Origin of the sequence: Sphingobium sp. B1D7B, assembly GCF_025961965.1 — a bacterium.
Lineage (GTDB): Bacteria > Pseudomonadota > Alphaproteobacteria > Sphingomonadales > Sphingomonadaceae > Sphingobium.
The window spans coordinates 3,219,035-3,236,184 of the sequence record NZ_JAOQOR010000001.1 but is presented as its reverse complement, the minus strand read 5'-3'; the positions used below and the strand labels follow the sequence as shown (position 1 = coordinate 3,236,184).

Genomic DNA, 17,150 nt, shown 5'->3' with positions numbered 1-17,150 from the left:
CCTCACCTAGGGCAAGGCGCGCGCGCTGAGAATCCCTTCGACCAGCGGAACGTCGCTGGGGTTGTTCACCTCTACGATGGGATAGCCTTGTTCCTCAAGCGTGACGACCGAGACCGGTATGCCCGCGACGAGGAAGCGCAACTGTTCGAGGCCCTCGACTGCCTCCAGCATCGTCGGCCCCAGCGCGACATAGCGCTCCAGCGCGGCGCGGCGATAGGCGTAGAGGCCAAGATGGAGCAGGACGGGCATGTCTTCGTCCGGCATGCGGCCGTCCGGCAGATAGGGGAGGATGCGCTTGGAAAAGTACAGCGCTTCGGAACGGTCGTTGACCACGACGGTGGTGCCGCCGACCCGGCCTTGCGCGGCATCCTCGGCAAGGTGGCGATAGGTTTCGGCTGAGCAACGCACCGCGACGGTCGCGACCTGCGCCTCCGAATTGGCGTTCATATGGTCGATCAGGGCAGTGACGAAAGCCGGCGGGGTGAGCAGCGCATCGCCCTGGAAGTTGACGAGGAGTTGCGCATTGGGCAGCGCGTCGAGGCAGGCCGCCACCCGCTCGGTGCCATTGCCGCAGCTTTCCGGCGTCATCAGCCACTGGCCGCCAAAGCCATCGACTTCGTCGGTGATCCGCCTGTCGTCCGTCGCGACGACGACAGCTGCGTCTCGCGAGACGGCAAGCGCGCCGTCATGGCTCCACCCGATGAGCGTCTTCGTGATGCCATCAGGGCCCATGATGGGCGCCAGCGGTTTGCCGGGATAACGGCTGGATCCATAGCGTGTCGGGATAATGATGACGGTCCCGGCGTCAGCCAGGGCAGGGCGCTCACTCATGCGGCTCCCCGTCGTCTAATCTCGGGCCGAATGCAAGCCGGGTTCCATCAGCCTCGCGGTCAATCTGGGCGTGACGTTGACCGGCGATCATGGCGCACCCGCTCAGGGCGCGAGATCGTGAATATGCGCGATGCCCACGGGCTTTGCGCGGTCATCCTGCGCCGTGACGAACAGCACCGTGATCTTGGCATCGTTCATGAGGGTGAGAACTTCTTCCACCAGCGTGCCCACGGGCACAGTGATGGGGGCGCTGGTCATGATATCGGCCGCACGGGCGGTAAGCACATGGTCGAAGGCGCGGCGCAAATCGCCATCGGTAATGATGCCGACCAACGAGCCATCATCGGACACGACGCCCGCCACGCCCTTGCCGCCGCTTGTCATCTCGAAAACCACGTCGCGCATCGGCGCGTCCCAGCGGACCAGGGGAAGCGGGTCGTTGACGTTAATCACTTCTTCGATCGGCGCGAGGCGCGAGCCGATGTCTCCGCCGGGATGCCATTGGGCAATATCGGTGCGCGTGAGGCCGCGACGTTCCATGGCAGCCATGGCCAGCGCGTCGCCAAGCGCCAACATCATCGTGGTGGAGGTCGTCGGCGCAATCCGCACGGGACAGGCCTCTGGTGCGTCGGGCAGTTGCAGGACGATATCGGCTGCGACGCCCAGCGGCGAATGACGCCGCGAGACAATACCGATCACCTGTACGCCCCGCCGCCCGGCATAAGTGAGCAGCGGGCGCAATTCCGGCGAAAAGCCGCTGTTGGAGAGAATGATCAGCACATCGCCCTGACTCAGCATCCCCAGGTCGCCATGGGCTGCTTCCCCGGCGTGAAGAAAGAAGGAGGATGTACCGGTCGCAGCAAAGGTTGCTGCAATCTTGCGGGCAATATGCCCGGACTTACCGACGCCTGCGACGACGACACGGCCGGGCGTATTCAGGATGACGTTGACGGCATCCGAAAAAGACTGATCGAGCGACGCAGCCAAGGCTGCGAGACCAGCGGCCTCTTGCGTGATAACGGACAGGCCCGCCTCGAGCGTTCTTTCATGGTCTACCCGGGAAGGGTGAAAGGAACGCGGGTTAACAGTAGCCATGTCGACGGAATTTCCCTGATTTGCGCCTTGGGCTAGCTTTGGCTGCGCTTTCGCGCAACTCATTTTTGCACCGCAACAACTCATCGCTTGCTCAGAACAACTGGCCTTAACAAATCGATGATTTAAAGTTTTAACACCAAGGCTCTTAATAACCTGTTCCGTCTACTTTGGCGCATTCGCACCGTTTCGACTCTGGTCGCGAATCGTCCGGAATTCTGCGGTTGAGAACCAGTTGGGCCACACGTCGCTCTGCGCCAGTTCGCGGCCGATGCGATAATGAAGCTGGAGATCGCTTGCCGCGCCGGCCCAATTCCAGCGGGGATCATATTCGTCCTGCGGCTTGTGATAGCGGTGGACCGTGTAATCTTCGGCCGCGGCCTGGCCGGCCGTCACGCCGCCATCCACCAGGTCCTCGCCGCTCTCGGCATACAGCATGGGCACGCCCTGCTTTGCGAAGCTGAAATGGTCCGAGCGGTAGAAGCTGCCTTTTTCCGGCGCCGGCTCGGGCTTGATGACGCGGCCGGCATCCTTGACGGCGCGTTCGAGGAACAGCTCCAGCTGGGATTTGCCGCCGCCGATGACCACCACATCGCGGGTCGGCCCCGCCATGTTCAGCGCATCCATGTTGATGCCACCTACCGTCCGCGCGAGCGGGAAGACGGGGTTCTCGGCATAATAAGCCGAGCCGAGCAGGCCGGCTTCCTCCGCCGTCACGGCGAGAAAGACCAGCGTGCGCGCAGTTGGTCCGGCGTCACGGTGAGCCTTGGCCAGCGCAATCAGCGCGGCCGTGCCCGTCGCGTTATCGACCGCGCCATTGCAGATGTCGTCGCCATCGATCGGTTCGCACCGGCCCAGATGATCCCAGTGCGCGGTGTAGAGCACATAATCGTCAGGCCGGCTGGTGCCGGGGAGGATGCCGATCACGTTGCGCGAGCGTTGGCGGCGGACCGTGTTGTTGATGGTGATGCTGGCCTTGAGGTCACCCAGGGGCACCGCCCGGAAGCCCGAGCGCTTGGCCGCCGCGCTGAGCGCGACGAAATCCTTGCCGGCCGCAGCGAAGACGCGTTTGGCAGCATCGAGCGTCAACCAGCCGGCCGCGGCCGACTGATCCATATGATCGCCCGGCACATCGATGTTGAGCTGCGGCCCGGTCCAGGAGGAGACGACCACGTCCCATGGATAAGCGGCCGGGAATGTCTCGTGAACGATCAGCGCGGCAGCGGCGCCTTGCCGCGCGGCTTCCTCATATTTGTAGGTCCAGCGGCCATAATAGGTCATGGCGCGACCCTCGAAGGGACCGTCGAGACCTTCCATCTCGTAATCGGGATCGTTGACGAGGATGACCACCGTCTTGCCGCGCACATCAACGCCGGCATAATCGTTCCAGCCCCGTTCGGGCGCGTTGATGCCGTAGCCGACGAACACCATGTCGCTGGCCGCGACCGTGCTCGTCGGCACCACCCGATAGGTGCCCGCGACCATATCCGTTTTGTAGGCGAGGTTGATGGCGGTTTTTGCCCCGGCGATCCGCAAGGTCATGTCCGGCGAGGGTGTCAGTTCGACCAGCGGCACGTCCTGTGTCCAGCTTCCCTTGTTGCCCGGTTTCAGGCCAGCCTTGCGCATCTGGGCGATGAGATAGGAGACGGTCTCTTCCTCGCCGACAGTCCCGGGCGCGCGCCCTTCGAAAGCGTCCGAGGACAGGGTGCGCGTGACGCTTTTGAGCAGGTTGATGTCGATCAGGCGGCCGGGTTGCGGAGCCGGAAGGATGAAGTCGGATGTCGGCGTCTGGGCGATCGGCGCGGGCGCTGTCGTCGCACTGCTCTGCACAACGTCTCGGGAATGACATCCTGCCAAGGCAATGAGCGGTAAGGCGAACAGGGCAAGAACGGGGCGCATGACAGAGCTTTCAAATTGTTAGCCCTCCTCATGGCATCGCCTCCGGGTGCGTTCAAGCGGCAGGGCGCCGGTTCAGAATAATGAAAAAAGGCGGCCCGTTGCCGGACCGCCTTTTTTTGAAATCTGCCTGAGAGGCCGATCGATCAGCGCGAGTAGAACTCGACGACCAGGTTCGGCTCCATCTTCACCGGATAGGGCACCTCGTCCAGCGTGGGGACGCGGGTATAGGTGATCTTGGTGGCGCCATCGGGGGCGAGATAGTCGGGGATGTCGCGCTCGGGCAGGCTCTGCGCCTCGAGAACGAGCGCCATTTCCTGCGCCTTCTTGCCGAGCGTGATCTCGTCGCCCGGCTTCACCAGACGCGAGGCGATGTTGCACTTCACGCCGTTCACATAGATGTGGCCGTGCGAGACGATCTGGCGAGCCGAGAAGATCGTCGGCGCAAACTTGGCGCGGTAGACAACCGCGTCCAGACGACGCTCGAGCAGACCGATGAGGTTCTGGCTGGTGTCGCCCTTCATGCGGCTGGCTTCGATGTAGCTCTTCTTGAACTGCTTCTCTGTCACGTCGCCATAATAGCCCTTGAGCTTCTGCTTGGCGCGCAGCTGGATGCCGTAGTCGGACATCTTGCCCTTGCGGCGCTGGCCGTGCTGACCGGGGCCATATTCACGCTTGTTGACCGGGCTCTTGGGGCGACCCCAGATGTTCTCGCCCATGCGACGGTCGAGCTTGTACTTGGCGCTTGTGCGCTTCGTCATGATGACTTTCCTTCAATTGCGAACAACGTCTGCCGCGCCCTGAAAGGGTTTGGCGTCGATCCCGGTCTTTCGCCTGACACTCATTTTCAGAGGCAGGGCCGCCGCTGCACCGGGGTGCGGGGCCGATTGCGAAGGCGCGCCTATGGCGGGCGAGGGGCGGAAAGTCAAGGTGCCGTCGCGGTGGCGGTCTTTCGCGCGGGGGCTGTGGACAGGCGCGGAAGCTCCGGCCCCACGCCGTCATACAGCAGGCGTAGGGTAGGAGAGGCCTGGACGATGCGCCAGCAGCCCCAACTGAGTGCCATGGTGAGCGCGGTGATCACGCCCGCCTTCACCACCACCGGCATCGGGATGTGCTGGCCGAGGACGACGAGACCGGCCGTGATCGGCAGATGGACGAGATAAATCACGAAGGCCCCGCTTACCAGCGCCTGCACCGCCGGGCTTGGCCTGTCCGCAAGCCGCTTGGTGGCGGCAATGAGGGCTTGCGTAATGGTGATCGCCGCAATGGTGCCGATGAACCGCTCGGTCATTGGATGCACGTCTCGCCCGATCTGGAGGTAGAGCAGGGTGGCGGCGAGGGCGGTGAGCGCAAGCAACGCGGAAGGCTTGTGCAGCGCTGCCCGGAACTCGGGGGCGCGGCAGACCAGCCAGCCGAGCGCGAACCACGGCGCGAACTGGATCAACTGGTCGATCCGCAGGATTTGCTGGGGCAGGTTGGTGGCAAAACCCCAGGCATAGAAGAGCTCGATCGCGTAAGCCTGCCAGGCGCCGATCACGACGCCGAGGCCGATCACGACCGCTGCCATATGCCGGCCCAGCCAGTCATCGATACGCGCGGGAAGCACAGCCTGCCCCGCGCGCGGTGCGAGATGGCAGAGCAGGGCGGCCGCACCGCAAAGATAAAGCAGCACGATGATGAACCACAAATGCCGTACCCAATATCCGCCGGATTGCAGGCTGTTCTTCTCCAGCGAGCCCAAGGCGCCCCAGAGGCTGAAATTGGAGAGTTCGCAGAACAGGTTAAGCAGCGGATTGAGGGTGAGCAGCGCCGCGATGAAGGGCAGGCCGAGGCGGATCAGGCGGTTCTTCATCCACGCACCGGGCGCGCGGCGCATCAGCAGCAGCGCGGCGAAATAACCAGCGATCACGAAGAAGGCGGGCATTCTGAACAGGTGGATGATGCCGGCGATCCATGTGAAGATGAGATCACCTTCGCCCGCATTGACGATCCACACGTCATTGGCGCGGTAGGCCATGGCGACATGATAGGGAATGCCGAGCAGCATGAGCAGGGCGCGCATGGCGTCCCAATGATGTTCACGACCCGAAACGTCTGTTCTCATTCTTCTTCCTGACGCGCACCAGCCTTGAACAAGAAAGCGCTCGGGCACCAGAGCGGTGGCACGGCTGGCCGCGATGGCAGGGAGGTTCGTCGGTTTTGACCCGCAAGATGGCGGCAATGGGCCTGTCGCGCGGTGTCAGCGTCGCTGATTGTCAGCGCGGGCGCGGATTGGCGAGCGCGGAAAGAACGCCGCGCAGCGTCCGCACCTCCAGGCTGTTCCAGCCGGGCTTGGTGAGCACGCCGCGCAGGGTGCGCCGTGTCGCCGGGGCGCGATCTGGCGGGTAGAAATAGCCGGCTTGCTCCAGCATGCCATCGAGCTGGGCGATCATGCCCTCCAGCTCTTCCTGCGGGGCGGGGGGCAGCAGGTCGGTGTGGGTGGGCTGGCTGAGCGCCGCCTGCTTGGACCACTCATAAGCGCACAGGATGACGGCCTGCGCGAGGTTGAGCGAGCCGAACTCCGGGTTGATCGGCACCGTGAGGATAGCCCGGGCAAGCGCCACATCGTCGGTTTCCAGCCCGGAACGCTCCGGGCCGAAGACGATGGCACTGCGCCCTTGCGCAAGGTGGATATCCCGCGCGGCTTCTTCCGGCGTCACGACAGGCTTGGTCACGCCGCGCTTGCGCACGGTGGTGGCATAGACATGCGGACAGTCCGCCACGGCATCGGCCAGCGTCTCGAACACCCGCGCGTTGGCCAGAACCTCGTCCGCGCCCGCGGCTGCGGGGCCTGCCGCCGGATTGGGCCAACCATCGCGCGGCGTGACCAGCCGCATCTCGGTCAGCCCGAAATTGAGCATCGCCCGCGCCGCCTTGCCGATGTTCTCACCGAGTTGAGGGCGGACGAGGACGATGACGGGGCGTGGAGTGTCATGCCCTTGCACTTGCTCACTTTCCTCCGTTCGCCCTGAGCGAAGTCGAAGGGCCGAACTGAGCGCAGGCGAGGCAGTAGCGCTGACGGAAGGAAATGCGGCTGTTTCTTCCCCGTTCGTCCTGAGTTGCTGCTGAGCCTGTCGAAGCGGCGTATCGAAGGACTTGCGCGCCGCTTCCTTGAGGGCCGCAAAATCTCCCGCGATCAGCGCTTCCTTCTTCTTGCGTGACCAGCCCTTGATCTGTTGCTCCGCACTCAATGCTTCCTCGCGCGTTCCGAACGATTCCGACCACGAAAGAGCGACTGGCAAGCGCGTTGCTGTGTAGCCGGGAATTGATCCAGACTCATGTTGGGCAATGCGCAGGTCCAGATTGTCCGTATGCCCGGCATAATAGCTGCCATCGGCGCACTTCAGCAGATAGGTGTAGAAGCTCATGGCAAGGCCCTTCGATACGCCACTTCGACAGGCTCAGTGACTACTCAGGGCGAACGGGGTGAGGGCGACGTGGTGCCTCACTCCCGGCCGACCTCACGGATCGACCCTGCAAAGGACTCAAAATCCTTCGCCTCGGTAAAATCGCGATAGACGCTGGCGAAGCGGATATACGCGACGCTGTCCAGGCCCTTGAGGCCTTCCATCGCCAGTTCGCCGATGCGGGCGGCCGGGACTTCCGTCTCGCCGCTGGTTTCGAGCTGGCGCTGGATGCCGGAGACCAGCCGCTCGATGCGCACCGTGTCGATCGCCCGCTTGCGGCAGGCGATTTCGATGGAGCGCGCGAGCTTGTCCCGGTCGAAGGGCTCGCTGGTGCCGTTCGATTTCGCGACGGCGATGTCGCGTAGCTGGATGCGCTCGAACGTGGTGAAGCGCGCGCCGCAGCCTTCGCACTGGCGGCGGCGGCGGATCGCGGCGCCGTCCTCGGTGGGGCGGCTGTCCTTCACCTGGCTGTCTTCATGGGCGCAATAAGGACAGCGCATTTAGCGGCGAATCCTCTGCCAGAAGGCGATACCGGCGCCGGCCACAAGGCCGAGCGGCAGCGAGACCACCGGCAGGACCAGCCCGGCCACCGCGCCAATCGCGGCACCTGTCAGCACTGGCTTGGTGGAGGGATGGGCAAGCCCCTGCTTGGCCATGCCGGTGGCTTCCGCCTTGGCGCGCTGGGCGAGATCGTCGGGCTTGCTCATCGGTCGCTGTCCTTGCTCAGTAGATCGGGAAGGCGGCGGTGAGGGCCTTCACCTTCTCACGCACATGCGCCTCGATCTGGCCGTCGCCTTCATCGCCATTGCGACGCAGGCCCTCGACGACTTCGGCGATCCAGCCGCCGATCTGGCGGAACTCGGCCTCGCGGAACCCGCGCGTCGTGCCCGCCGGCGTGCCGAGGCGCAGGCCGGAGGTGACGAACGGGCTCGCCGTGTCGAACGGCACGCTGTTCTTGTTGCAGGTGATGTAGGCGCGATCCAGCGCCTTCTCGGCCGCCTTGCCAGTCGTGTTGCGCGAGCGCAGGTCGATCAGCATCAGGTGATTATCTGTGCCGCCCGATACCACCGCCACGCCAGCGTCGGCGAGACTGGCCGCCAGTGCCTTGGCATTGGCGACGATCTGGTGGGCATAAGCCTTGAACTCGGGCTGCAGCGCCTCGGCAAAGGCGACGGCCTTGGCGGCGATGACATGCACCAGCGGGCCACCCTGCAGACCGGGGAAGACCGCCGAGTTGAACTTCTTGGCCAGCGCCTCGTCATTGGTGAGGATGATGCCTGAGCGGGGGCCACGCAGCGACTTGTGCGTGGTCGTTGTCACGACATGGGCGTGCGGGAAGGGCGAGGGATGCGCGCCACCCGCGACGAGGCCGGAGAAGTGCGACATGTCGACCAACAGATAGGCGCCCACTTCATCGGCAATAGCGCGGAAAGCCGCGAAGTCCCACACGCGCGGATAGGCCGTGGCGCCCGCGATGATCAGCTTGGGCTTGTGCTCGCGGGCCTTGGCGATCACCTCGTCCATATCGAGCAGCTGGTCTTCCTTGCGCACGCCGTAGGACACGCAGTTGAACCACTTGCCGGACATGTTGACCGGCGACCCATGGGTAAGGTGGCCACCCGCGGACAGATCGAGGCCCATGAAGGTGTCGCCCGGCTGCAGCAGCGCCAGGAACACTGCCTGGTTCATCTGGCTGCCGCTATTGGGCTGCACGTTGGCGAAGTCGCACCCGAAGAGCTTCTTGGCGCGCTCGATGGCGAGGTTCTCCACCACGTCGGCCCACTCGCAGCCACCATAATAGCGCTTGCCGGGATAGCCCTCGGCATATTTGTTGGTGAACACGCTGCCGGTCGCTTCCAGCACCGCCTTGCTGACGATGTTCTCGGAGGCGATCAGCTCGATCTTGTCCTGCTGGCGCTTGAGCTCGCCCTGAATGGCGGCGAACACCTCCGGATCGGCGTCCGCAAGGCCGGTCGAGAAAAAGCCCTGAGCGCGGATGGCGGGCTGGTTGTCGAGATCGGCAGCGGCTGGCGAGGCAGTCATGAGCGGATGTTCCTTGTTATCAGACGTCTGTGTTCAATTATGTTCAACGGATAGGGCGCGGCATCACGCCGTCGTGGCGAGCGCCGGCGGATTGCCGAGCTTATCGACGCGACGGGCGTGGCGATCGCCGCCGAATTCGGTGGTGAGGAAAGCGGTGAGGCAGGCCTTGGCCATTTCCGGGCCGATCAGGCGGGCGCCCATCGCGATCACGTTCGCATCATTATGCTCGCGCGAGAGCTGGGCGGAGAGCGGCTCGCTCACCAGCGCGCAGCGGCAGGCCGGATCGCGATTGACTGCAATGGAAATGCCGATGCCCGATCCGCACAGCGCCACGCCGCGCTCTGCGCGACCGGTCGCGATCTCTGCGGCCAGCTTGTAGCCATAATCGGGATAGTCGACGCTCTCGCCCGCGGCGGGGCCAAGATCGTTCACATCATGACCCTGCTCGCGCAACCAATCGGCCAGCGCGGCCTTGAGGTCGGTTGCGGCATGGTCGGAAGCGATGGCGATACGCATGGCAGAAGGTCCCCGGCCAAACTCTGAATCTGAACGAGTCGGCTTCGCGCCGCTATCTAGTATCCACGGGCCCAGAATGCCACCGTGGATTGCGTGGCCGCGCGGCTGGCGCTATCGGGCGGCCATGAGCGGGACCATTCTCTCCATCCTCATGCTCGCCGGCATCGCGCTGGGCGTGGGCGGCATCTACATGATCGGCTGGCGGCACGATGCCAAGCGCGGCTGGCTGATGATCGTCGCGGCGATGGTCATGTTCATGAATGTGACGATCTGGACGATCCCGGTGGCGGAGCCGGGTGCGGCGGGCCTGGCGAACGCCGCTGAGTAAGCGCTGCCTGAAGTCCAAAGCTGACTGGTTGCAGGTCGGCCGGCATTATATGCCTAGCCATTCCAGTCCGCCTTTGAGTTCGTCTGCCGAGTAATCGATCTGTAACACGCGCCGATGTCCCGCGGACTTTTTGGCGGCGGAAGCATGTAGAATGGGCGTGGCGTAAGCCCAGACATCGCCAGCTTGAGCTAGGCAGGCCCGCACCCCACATTTCTGAACGACGTTATCATACTGGGTTATGGGAAGCCGGCCGGCGCGATGTGAGCCTGGCGCAACCAGAAGTGGCGCATTGTCTTCTGGAACATCATCGATGTGGCAGCGTAGGGTCAGCATCCGCTCAAGCAGGGCGAAGGGCGGCTCAACATGTTGCATCCCGCTTTTCGTGCTCCAAGGGCCATAGCCTTCGACCTCCAATCGGCGTTGCACGCATATTGTCCGATCTTGATGCCACGCGAGCGACCAATTCGTCTCGTTGGTTTTGTCGAACAGGATCGCTCGAACCGGTTGGCAGCGCTCTCCGAGAACCGAAGCGGCCAAAGATCCTATTGGTCCTGTGGATGCCAAAAGAGGCCGGAGGCCCGCTACGTTACGAAGACGCAAGCCGGCTTGCCCTCCGGGAAGCGTGCTCAATATTTCGCAAATTTCTCCAAGGCAATTTGAAGCGGCGCCATGAAAATGCTCGGCACCGTCTCTTGCGAGTGTGAGGGAAAAGGGCTCCGCAGGTTGCGTCATAAGTTCAGATCATCGCTAAAGCATCAGGCAGCCGAGGCAGATGCGGCATCAACTTTAGTCCCAGACGAGCGCATTATCGGGTGCCGCGATTAGGATCACAAATCCCGGATCAGCCGCACCGGCAGGCCGATCCAGGCAGGGTCGTTCACCACTTGCTGACGCATGCCGATGCCGAGTGGGAGGAGGTGGAGCATGGCGCCGTCGCGGCCGATGAGGCGGCCGAAGAGGAAGCGGCCGGCGGGGCGGGGCACCAGCACGTCGCGGTTGAGCGCGTCGGCAAACCGCTCCGGCGGCAGGGGTTCGCACCACAATTCGTCTCCGGCGCGGTAATCGCCAAGCGCGGCGGTCATACGGATGCCGAGCGCGCCCTTGGGCACAGCGGGCGGCACCAGCGTGAGCGGGCGGCTGGGCGCGCCGGCGCCATCCGGGCCGACCAGCGCGGCGACGGGCACTTTCTCGCTGGCGGGCAGATCGACGAGGTCGCTGGCCTGCACGTCCAACGCGGCGGCGATACGGTTGAGCCATTTCACCGATACGGTTCGCGTGCCTGTTTCGAGGCGACCGATGGTCTGGGCCGTGGTCGGCGGCTCGCAGCGGGCCGCCACTCCCTCCAGCGTGAGGCCCCGCGCCTTGCGGACTTCCCTGATCCTCGTAATCATCGGCTCACCTGACTTACTAACCTTAACGGTTCGCTATGTCCTACATTTGTCGCCACATGGCAATGGTTTTTGCGACTCGAAACGGGAGACGCAGGGCATGACCGAACGGCGCGGTAAGACAGTGGAACGAGTGATCGAAGGGCCCGATGGGCGGCGCGAGCGCGTGATGGTCAACATGGCAGAATCGCCGACGAGTTGGCTCCATGCCCGTGGGATGCTGAGCCAGCGCCAGTTCGATGCCGCCGAGGCGCTGCGCCGCGATTGGGAGCAGGCCGGCATGGGCGCGCGCGTAACGATGAACTGGGATCTGGCGGCCGTACCGGTTCGCGCCGGGCGAGGCGGGGCGCCGGGCCAAGCGCCGACGCTCGCAAGAATGAGCGCGCGCGACCGGCTGAATGGCGCGCTGGCTGCGGCCGGCCCCGGTCTGGTGGATATCCTGTGGCGGGTCGTATGCGCGTGCGAAAGCCTCGTCGCGGCCGAACGCGCGCTCGGCTGGCCGGCGCGGGCCGGCAAGCTGGTGCTGGGCTTCGCGCTGGATCGGGTAGGGGATTTTTACCGGATTCGATAAGCCAGCCGCCGCTTCACGATTTTGGTATAGCGGCCCTTCCTCGTCATTCCCGCGAACGCGGGAATCCAGCTTCGACGTCGCCTTAACGCGCTGGCACTGACCTGGATTCCCGCGTTCGCGGGAATGACGGAGGGAGGGAGAAGGGCGCGTTCCTTCGGTGAAGGTGCCCACCTTGTCCGCGCCTGGGCTTCCGATCCGCCCCAACCCGCCACCACCTCAAACCCGGTCCGCTCTGGCTCAGGCGCATTTTCTTCCGCGCGCGGGGCTGATAAGGCGCCGCCATCATGATCACCGATCCCGCGCGCGCGCTGGCCATTGCCAAGTCCATTTTCCTCGAACGCTTTCCCGGAGCCGATTACGCCTTTGTGGCCGGTTCCATCATGCGCGGTGAAGGGCGCGCCTGGTCGGATATCGATCTGGTGGTGGTCTATCGCGCGCTGCCCCTGGCGCACCGGGAATCGGAGACGGTCGACGGCGTGCCGGTCGAAATGTTCGTGCACGATCCTTCCACGCTCGCTTGGTTCATGGAGCAGGATATTGCCAAGGGGCGCCCCTCCTTGCTCTCTATGGTGGCCGAGGGCGAAGTGATCGGGCGGCGGATCGCGCTCGGCAAGGTTCTGCAGGCGAAGGTCGCGGCGCGGCTTGCGGCGGGGCCAAGGCCGCTGGGTGCCGAAGCGCTCGAAGACCTCCGCTACCAGATCACCGACGCGCTGGACGATCTGCGCGGCGAGCGCAGCCGCGCCGAGATGCTCGCCATCGGTGCGCGACTCCACCCGCTGCTGGCGGAACTGAGCCTGCGCACCCGCGACTGCTGGAATGGCGCCGGCAAATGGCTGCCCCGCCAGCTGGAGGCTGCGCAACCCGGCCTCTCAAGCCGCTACGAGACCGCCTTTGCCGACCTGTTCGGCGCCGGGCGAACTGACACCGTGCTGCAACTGGGCGAAGCAGAACTGGCGCGCGTCGGTGGGCGCTGCTTCGACGGGTTTCGGCGCGACGCGCTGGCTGCACAACGCATCGACGCGCGCTCACCCCTTGCGGCGACGAAAGACCAGGTCTAGGGCCGGCGCATCCGATCACCTCCACCGATCAACATGACAAGGACAGTCCCGATGAAAGCCCGCGTGTTTGTCACCTTGAAATCCGGCGTGCTCGATCCGCAGGGCAAGGCGATCCAGCACGCGCTGGAAGGGCTGGGCTTTGGCGGCGTGAATGACGTCCGCGCCGGCAAGCTCATCGAGCTCGATCTGGCCGACGGCACCAGCGAAGACGAGATCGACGCCATGTGCCGCAAGTTGCTCGCCAATACGGTGATCGAGAATTACCGCATCGAGGCGATCGGCTGAGCCGGCGACAGGAAGGACGTTTCCGATGAAAAGCGCTGTCATCGTCTTCCCGGGCTCCAATTGCGACCGCGATCTGGCCGTGGCCTTCGAGGCCGTGAGCGGCGCCAAGCCCGAGATGGTCTGGCATCGCGAGACGGAATTGCCGGAGGGTCTGGACCTCATCGGCGTGCCCGGCGGCTTTTCCTATGGCGACTATCTGCGCTCCGGCGCCATGGCGGCGCGCTCGCCGATCATGCAGGCCGTTGCCCAGGCGGCATCGCGCGGCACCTATGTGCTCGGCATCTGCAACGGTTTTCAGGTGCTGACCGAAGCGGGGCTGCTGCCGGGCGCGCTGATGCGCAATGCCGGTATTCACTTCGTTTGTCGCAGCGTGGCGCTGACCGTGGAGAACAGCCAAAGCGCCTTCACCAGCGGCTATGAGGCCGGCGAGACGATCAACATCCCCGTCGCGCATCATGACGGCAATTATTTTGCCGATGCGCAGACGCTGGATCGGCTGGAAGGCGAGGGCCGCGTTGCGTTCCGCTATGCCGAGGCCGTCAATGGATCGGCGCGGAACATCGCGGGGATCCTCAATGAGGGCGGCAATGTGCTCGGCATGATGCCGCACCCCGAACGCGCGATCGAGAAGACCCATGGCAGCACCGATGGGCGCCGGATGTTCGAGGGACTGACAGAGGGCCTGCTCGCACGCGCCTGAGGGTTTGCGGGCGCCAGTTGGAACGACGGGCGGACTTACCTCCCTTCCTCGTCACCTTGGACTTGATCCGGGGTCCAGCTTTCTTGGGATGCCTGAACCTTCGGCCGCATTGAAGCAGCGGGACCCCGGATCAAGTCCGGGGTGACGAAGGTGGGATAGGCTGGTGCTCGATGCTCGCCGGTCTGCCTTACGGGGCAATGCCGAAGCGCGCATAGTCCGCGTCGATCCGGGGCTTGATGCGGCGGGCGATGGCGAGATCGGCCTGGCCCTCCGCGCCGCGGTCCAAGCGGGCGAGGACGACGCCGCGCATGAAGCGGCTTTCCGCGAGATTGGGGACGGCATTCAGCACGGCATTGAGATCGCGGAGCGCATCCTCATAGCGGCCGAGGCGATAGGAGACGACCGCACGGCTATCCAAAATGCCATAGGGACTGTTGCTCAACTCCAGTGCCGATGTGCAATCCTTCGCGGCTGTTTCGATCTCGACCTGCCGCGTCCCCTTGATCCAGCAGCGCATGTTGAGCAGCGATGGCGTGCCCGGCCGGTCTTCCAGCAGCGTGTCGACAAGCGCAAGCGCCGTGGCCGGGTCGCCATAAGTGCCGATGATGTCGGCCTTGCCCTCCTGGAACGTTCGGCGGGATTCGCCGCCCAGCGCAATGCGTTGATCCAGCAGGGCAACCGCGCTATCCAGATCGCCGCTTTCAGCGCGCAGGTTGGCGACCCTGAACACCGCGCCCACGGACGCGGGGTCGAGTGCGCGGCCGGCTTCGGCATCGGCCAGCGCTGCCTTGAGGTCGCCCATTTCCTTGTGGATCTGGCTGCGCATCAGATAGAGGTCGATGTCCGGCTCGATCGTGATGGCCTTGCCGAGATCGGCCAGGGCGCCCTTGCGATCGTTGATGGCGCGGAGGAAGGTCGCCCGATCGCGATAGGGCGCGGCCTTGTCGGCATTGGCGGCGATGGCCTTGGCGTAAACGGCTTGGGCAGCGGCGATCTGCGTCGCGCCGGCGGGGTCCTTGCCGGTGATGTCCCACGAGCGCAGGGCATTGGCCGGGGCGATCAGGCGCGGCGCTTGCGATTGCGCGGTGGCAAGACGGTCCTTCTCGGCGCCGATCTCGCTGGCCGGGATCTCGATGCCGGTGGAATCGACAACTTCATCGATGGTGAGCACGCCCTTCTCAAGGCTGAGCGCGCGGTTGAAATCATAGCCGGCGATGCGCGCTGCGAGCGCAGGCTCGCCCTCAACGCGGAAGCCCGCGCCCTGCTGGGGCAGGCGGATGGTCGTGCGAACATGGCGGCCCTCGGGCGCCGGCGTCGCGACCGGGATGGCGGACCAGGCCGCACGTGCGCGATCCGGCGCGAAGCTGATCGACGAGATGCTCTTGTCGACCGCGCGGCGCATGGTCTTGTCCGTCCACGTCCACTCCGAATCGGTGACGCCGCGCGCCTTAATCGTCACGATCCCGGCCTGATCGTCTCCGGTGAGGCTGATGTCCGCAAACTGGGATTCGCCGACCACGCTGGAGAGGAACTCGCCAAGCACCTCCTGCTGCTTCTCGCTGTCCAGCTGCGTGCGCACGACGTTGAGCTGCATGGCGGCGAGGCCGCGCAACACCAGCGAGAGATCGAACACGCTCGGCAGATCGATGCTGGCGGTCTCATCCATGCTCATCGTCAGGTCGAACGCGGGGCGGCCGGCATTGCGCGGCTCGATCAGCAGGAGATCGGCGCCTTCCGGGCGCAGCGGCAGCACATAGCGGAAGGGTGGCGTGTCGTGGATATCCTCGATCCGCGAGCCAATGCCCGTGCCATCCAGCCACAGGGATTCGCCATCGATCTGCGCGCGCACGAGAATGTGGTTGAAGGCAGCCGGGCTGGCGAGGCGATTTACGACGGCGTCGCCGAGCTGGGCATGGGCGAGCACGGGCTCTGCCGTAATGCCCATTTCGCGCAGCATCGCGAGGAGCATCAGTGTCTTGGCCTTGCAGTCGCCATAGCGTAGCGCCCAGCTCTGTTCCGGCGTTTGCGGGACATAATTGCCGCCATCCATGGAGACCGCCAGATAGCGGATCTGGTCCTGAACGAGCCGCAGGGCGCGCTGGGCGCGGCCGAGCGGCGTACGCTCGGCAGCCATGATCGCCTGGACCTCCTGCAGCAGGGCGCTGCCGGGCTTGAGCAGGCCCTGCGTCGCGAACAGCGGGGACATCGTCCTGGAGACGTCGGCCCAATCCTTGAACGTGGAGACCTCGAGCAGTGGCAGCGGCTGGAAACGGATGGGCGCATCGGAGGGAATCTCCGTCTGGCGCGGGCCGGGCAGGGCGAAGCTCAGCTCGGTGAAGCGCGCCCCGCGCACCGGCTTGGCCTCGATGCCGGTAATGCCGACCTTCCATTTGACCGGGCTGTCATTGTCCCACAGCGTGCGCAGGCGACCCTGACCGAGCGTGACCGGCGCAGTGATCAACGGCGTCAGCGCCTGGACATGGCCGGCCAGCGCGGCGTCCTTGCCGGTGGTGGAGGCGCGCAGGCGCAGGATGTCGCCCACGCGCAGGCCTTCGACGGCCATGGTCGCGGTCAGGAGCCCGGTGAGTTCGCGCCGCTCCAGCGCCTGCTCGCGCCGGATGACTGTGAAGGTGCGGCCACCGGCCAGCAGATCGATGCTCTGACCATCGCGCACGATGGCCAGCTCGTGGATGATGAGATCGCCCTTGTCCGGCAGCCAGGGCAGGGTGAGGTTGGCGAGCTGGTTGAGCTGTTCGGCCGAGGTGATGCGCTGCGCGGTGTCCGAGTAGGTCCACAGGCTGCCGTCTGCGATGCGCTGCTGGCGGTCGAAGATGAGGATGGCGGGGCCGCTCGCGGCAAGCGCGGACGGCGCGGGAAGCTGTGCGGCGATGACCCAGTCCGGTGAGGGCTGATATAACGGCGTCTCTCCCGCGCGCGCCACCGCAGAGAGGGCGAGGCCACAGAGCAGGGCTGAAGCAAAAATACGCCGTTTCAAT

18 protein-coding genes are annotated in these 17,150 nt (G+C 64.9%); 5 read left to right on the top strand and 13 right to left on the bottom strand.

Features of this window, described 5'->3' with window-relative positions:
- Positions 1–6: 6 nt before the first annotated feature.
- From M2336_RS15165 to rpiB, 10 genes are all read right to left on the bottom strand, one after another.
- Positions 7–831, bottom strand: coding sequence for a 3-deoxy-manno-octulosonate cytidylyltransferase (locus M2336_RS15165; RefSeq protein WP_264573126.1), 825 nt, complete (start codon positions 829–831; stop codon positions 7–9).
- 102 nt (positions 832–933) lie between these two features.
- Positions 934–1,926 carry a KpsF/GutQ family sugar-phosphate isomerase gene (locus tag M2336_RS15160; RefSeq protein ID WP_264573125.1) on the bottom strand — a complete coding sequence of 331 codons (993 nt, stop codon included), beginning with the start codon at positions 1,924–1,926 and terminating at the stop codon, positions 934–936.
- Between the two features lie 162 nt (positions 1,927–2,088).
- Complete coding sequence (locus tag M2336_RS15155) at positions 2,089–3,822, bottom strand: M28 family metallopeptidase (RefSeq protein WP_264593172.1); 1,734 nt, start codon at positions 3,820–3,822, stop codon at positions 2,089–2,091.
- 143 nt (positions 3,823–3,965) lie between these two features.
- Positions 3,966–4,580 (bottom strand): 30S ribosomal protein S4, encoded by a 615-nt coding sequence (rpsD, locus tag M2336_RS15150; RefSeq protein WP_181560017.1) that lies wholly within the window; start codon positions 4,578–4,580, stop codon positions 3,966–3,968.
- 164 nt (positions 4,581–4,744) lie between these two features.
- A complete protein-coding gene (locus M2336_RS15145) occupies positions 4,745–5,923 on the bottom strand; it encodes an acyltransferase family protein (protein WP_264573123.1) in 1,179 nt (392 codons plus the stop codon).
- Between the two features lie 151 nt (positions 5,924–6,074).
- Entirely contained in the window at positions 6,075–7,226 is a 1,152-nt protein-coding gene (locus M2336_RS15140) for a TrmJ/YjtD family RNA methyltransferase (RefSeq protein WP_264573122.1), read from the bottom strand.
- A 77-nt stretch (positions 7,227–7,303) separates the two neighbouring features.
- A complete protein-coding gene (gene nrdR / locus M2336_RS15135) occupies positions 7,304–7,765 on the bottom strand; it encodes a transcriptional regulator NrdR (RefSeq protein WP_181560014.1) in 462 nt (153 codons plus the stop codon).
- Complete coding sequence (locus M2336_RS15130; RefSeq protein ID WP_264570690.1) at positions 7,766–7,972, bottom strand: hypothetical protein; 207 nt, start codon at positions 7,970–7,972, stop codon at positions 7,766–7,768.
- A 16-nt stretch (positions 7,973–7,988) separates the two neighbouring features.
- The gene (gene glyA / locus M2336_RS15125; protein ID WP_264570689.1) at positions 7,989–9,308 is read right to left on the bottom strand and encodes a serine hydroxymethyltransferase; all 1,320 of its coding nucleotides are present in this window, start codon (positions 9,306–9,308) and stop codon (positions 7,989–7,991) included.
- A 63-nt stretch (positions 9,309–9,371) separates the two neighbouring features.
- On the bottom strand, positions 9,372–9,824 hold the full coding sequence (gene rpiB / locus M2336_RS15120) for a ribose 5-phosphate isomerase B (RefSeq protein WP_264573121.1): 453 nt from the start codon (positions 9,822–9,824) through the stop codon (positions 9,372–9,374).
- A 124-nt stretch (positions 9,825–9,948) separates the two neighbouring features.
- On the opposite strand from rpiB, the gene M2336_RS15115 reads away from it, so the two are divergent.
- Positions 9,949–10,152, top strand: coding sequence for a hypothetical protein (locus M2336_RS15115; protein ID WP_264573120.1), 204 nt, complete (start codon positions 9,949–9,951; stop codon positions 10,150–10,152).
- 45 nt (positions 10,153–10,197) lie between these two features.
- Here the strand turns inward: M2336_RS15115 and M2336_RS15110 are convergent, their stop codons facing one another.
- Both M2336_RS15110 and M2336_RS15105 read right to left on the bottom strand, forming a co-directional pair.
- On the bottom strand, positions 10,198–10,884 hold the full coding sequence (locus M2336_RS15110; RefSeq protein WP_264573119.1) for a phytanoyl-CoA dioxygenase family protein: 687 nt from the start codon (positions 10,882–10,884) through the stop codon (positions 10,198–10,200).
- A gap of 95 nt (positions 10,885–10,979) precedes the next feature.
- Positions 10,980–11,543, bottom strand: coding sequence for a helix-turn-helix domain-containing protein (locus M2336_RS15105; RefSeq protein ID WP_181560009.1), 564 nt, complete (start codon positions 11,541–11,543; stop codon positions 10,980–10,982).
- A gap of 97 nt (positions 11,544–11,640) precedes the next feature.
- Between M2336_RS15105 and M2336_RS15100 the strand changes: the two genes are divergently transcribed.
- The 4 genes from M2336_RS15100 (at position 11,641) to purQ (ending at position 14,154) form a co-directional block, all read left to right on the top strand.
- On the top strand, positions 11,641–12,111 hold the full coding sequence (locus M2336_RS15100; protein WP_264573118.1) for a DUF6456 domain-containing protein: 471 nt from the start codon (positions 11,641–11,643) through the stop codon (positions 12,109–12,111).
- Positions 12,112–12,395: 284 nt separating this feature from the next.
- The gene (locus M2336_RS15095) at positions 12,396–13,169 is read left to right on the top strand and encodes a nucleotidyltransferase domain-containing protein (RefSeq protein WP_264573117.1); all 774 of its coding nucleotides are present in this window, start codon (positions 12,396–12,398) and stop codon (positions 13,167–13,169) included.
- A 51-nt stretch (positions 13,170–13,220) separates the two neighbouring features.
- On the top strand, positions 13,221–13,454 hold the full coding sequence (purS, locus tag M2336_RS15090) for a phosphoribosylformylglycinamidine synthase subunit PurS (RefSeq protein WP_264570683.1): 234 nt from the start codon (positions 13,221–13,223) through the stop codon (positions 13,452–13,454).
- Positions 13,455–13,479: 25 nt separating this feature from the next.
- Positions 13,480–14,154: a phosphoribosylformylglycinamidine synthase subunit PurQ gene (gene purQ, locus M2336_RS15085; RefSeq protein WP_264573116.1), complete on the top strand. Its 675-nt coding sequence runs from the start codon at positions 13,480–13,482 to the stop codon at positions 14,152–14,154.
- A 187-nt stretch (positions 14,155–14,341) separates the two neighbouring features.
- On the opposite strand, the gene M2336_RS15080 is transcribed toward purQ, so the two are convergent.
- The gene (locus M2336_RS15080) at positions 14,342–17,149 is read right to left on the bottom strand and encodes a DUF3857 domain-containing protein (protein ID WP_264593171.1); all 2,808 of its coding nucleotides are present in this window, start codon (positions 17,147–17,149) and stop codon (positions 14,342–14,344) included.
- Between the last annotated feature and the right edge of the window lies 1 nt (position 17,150).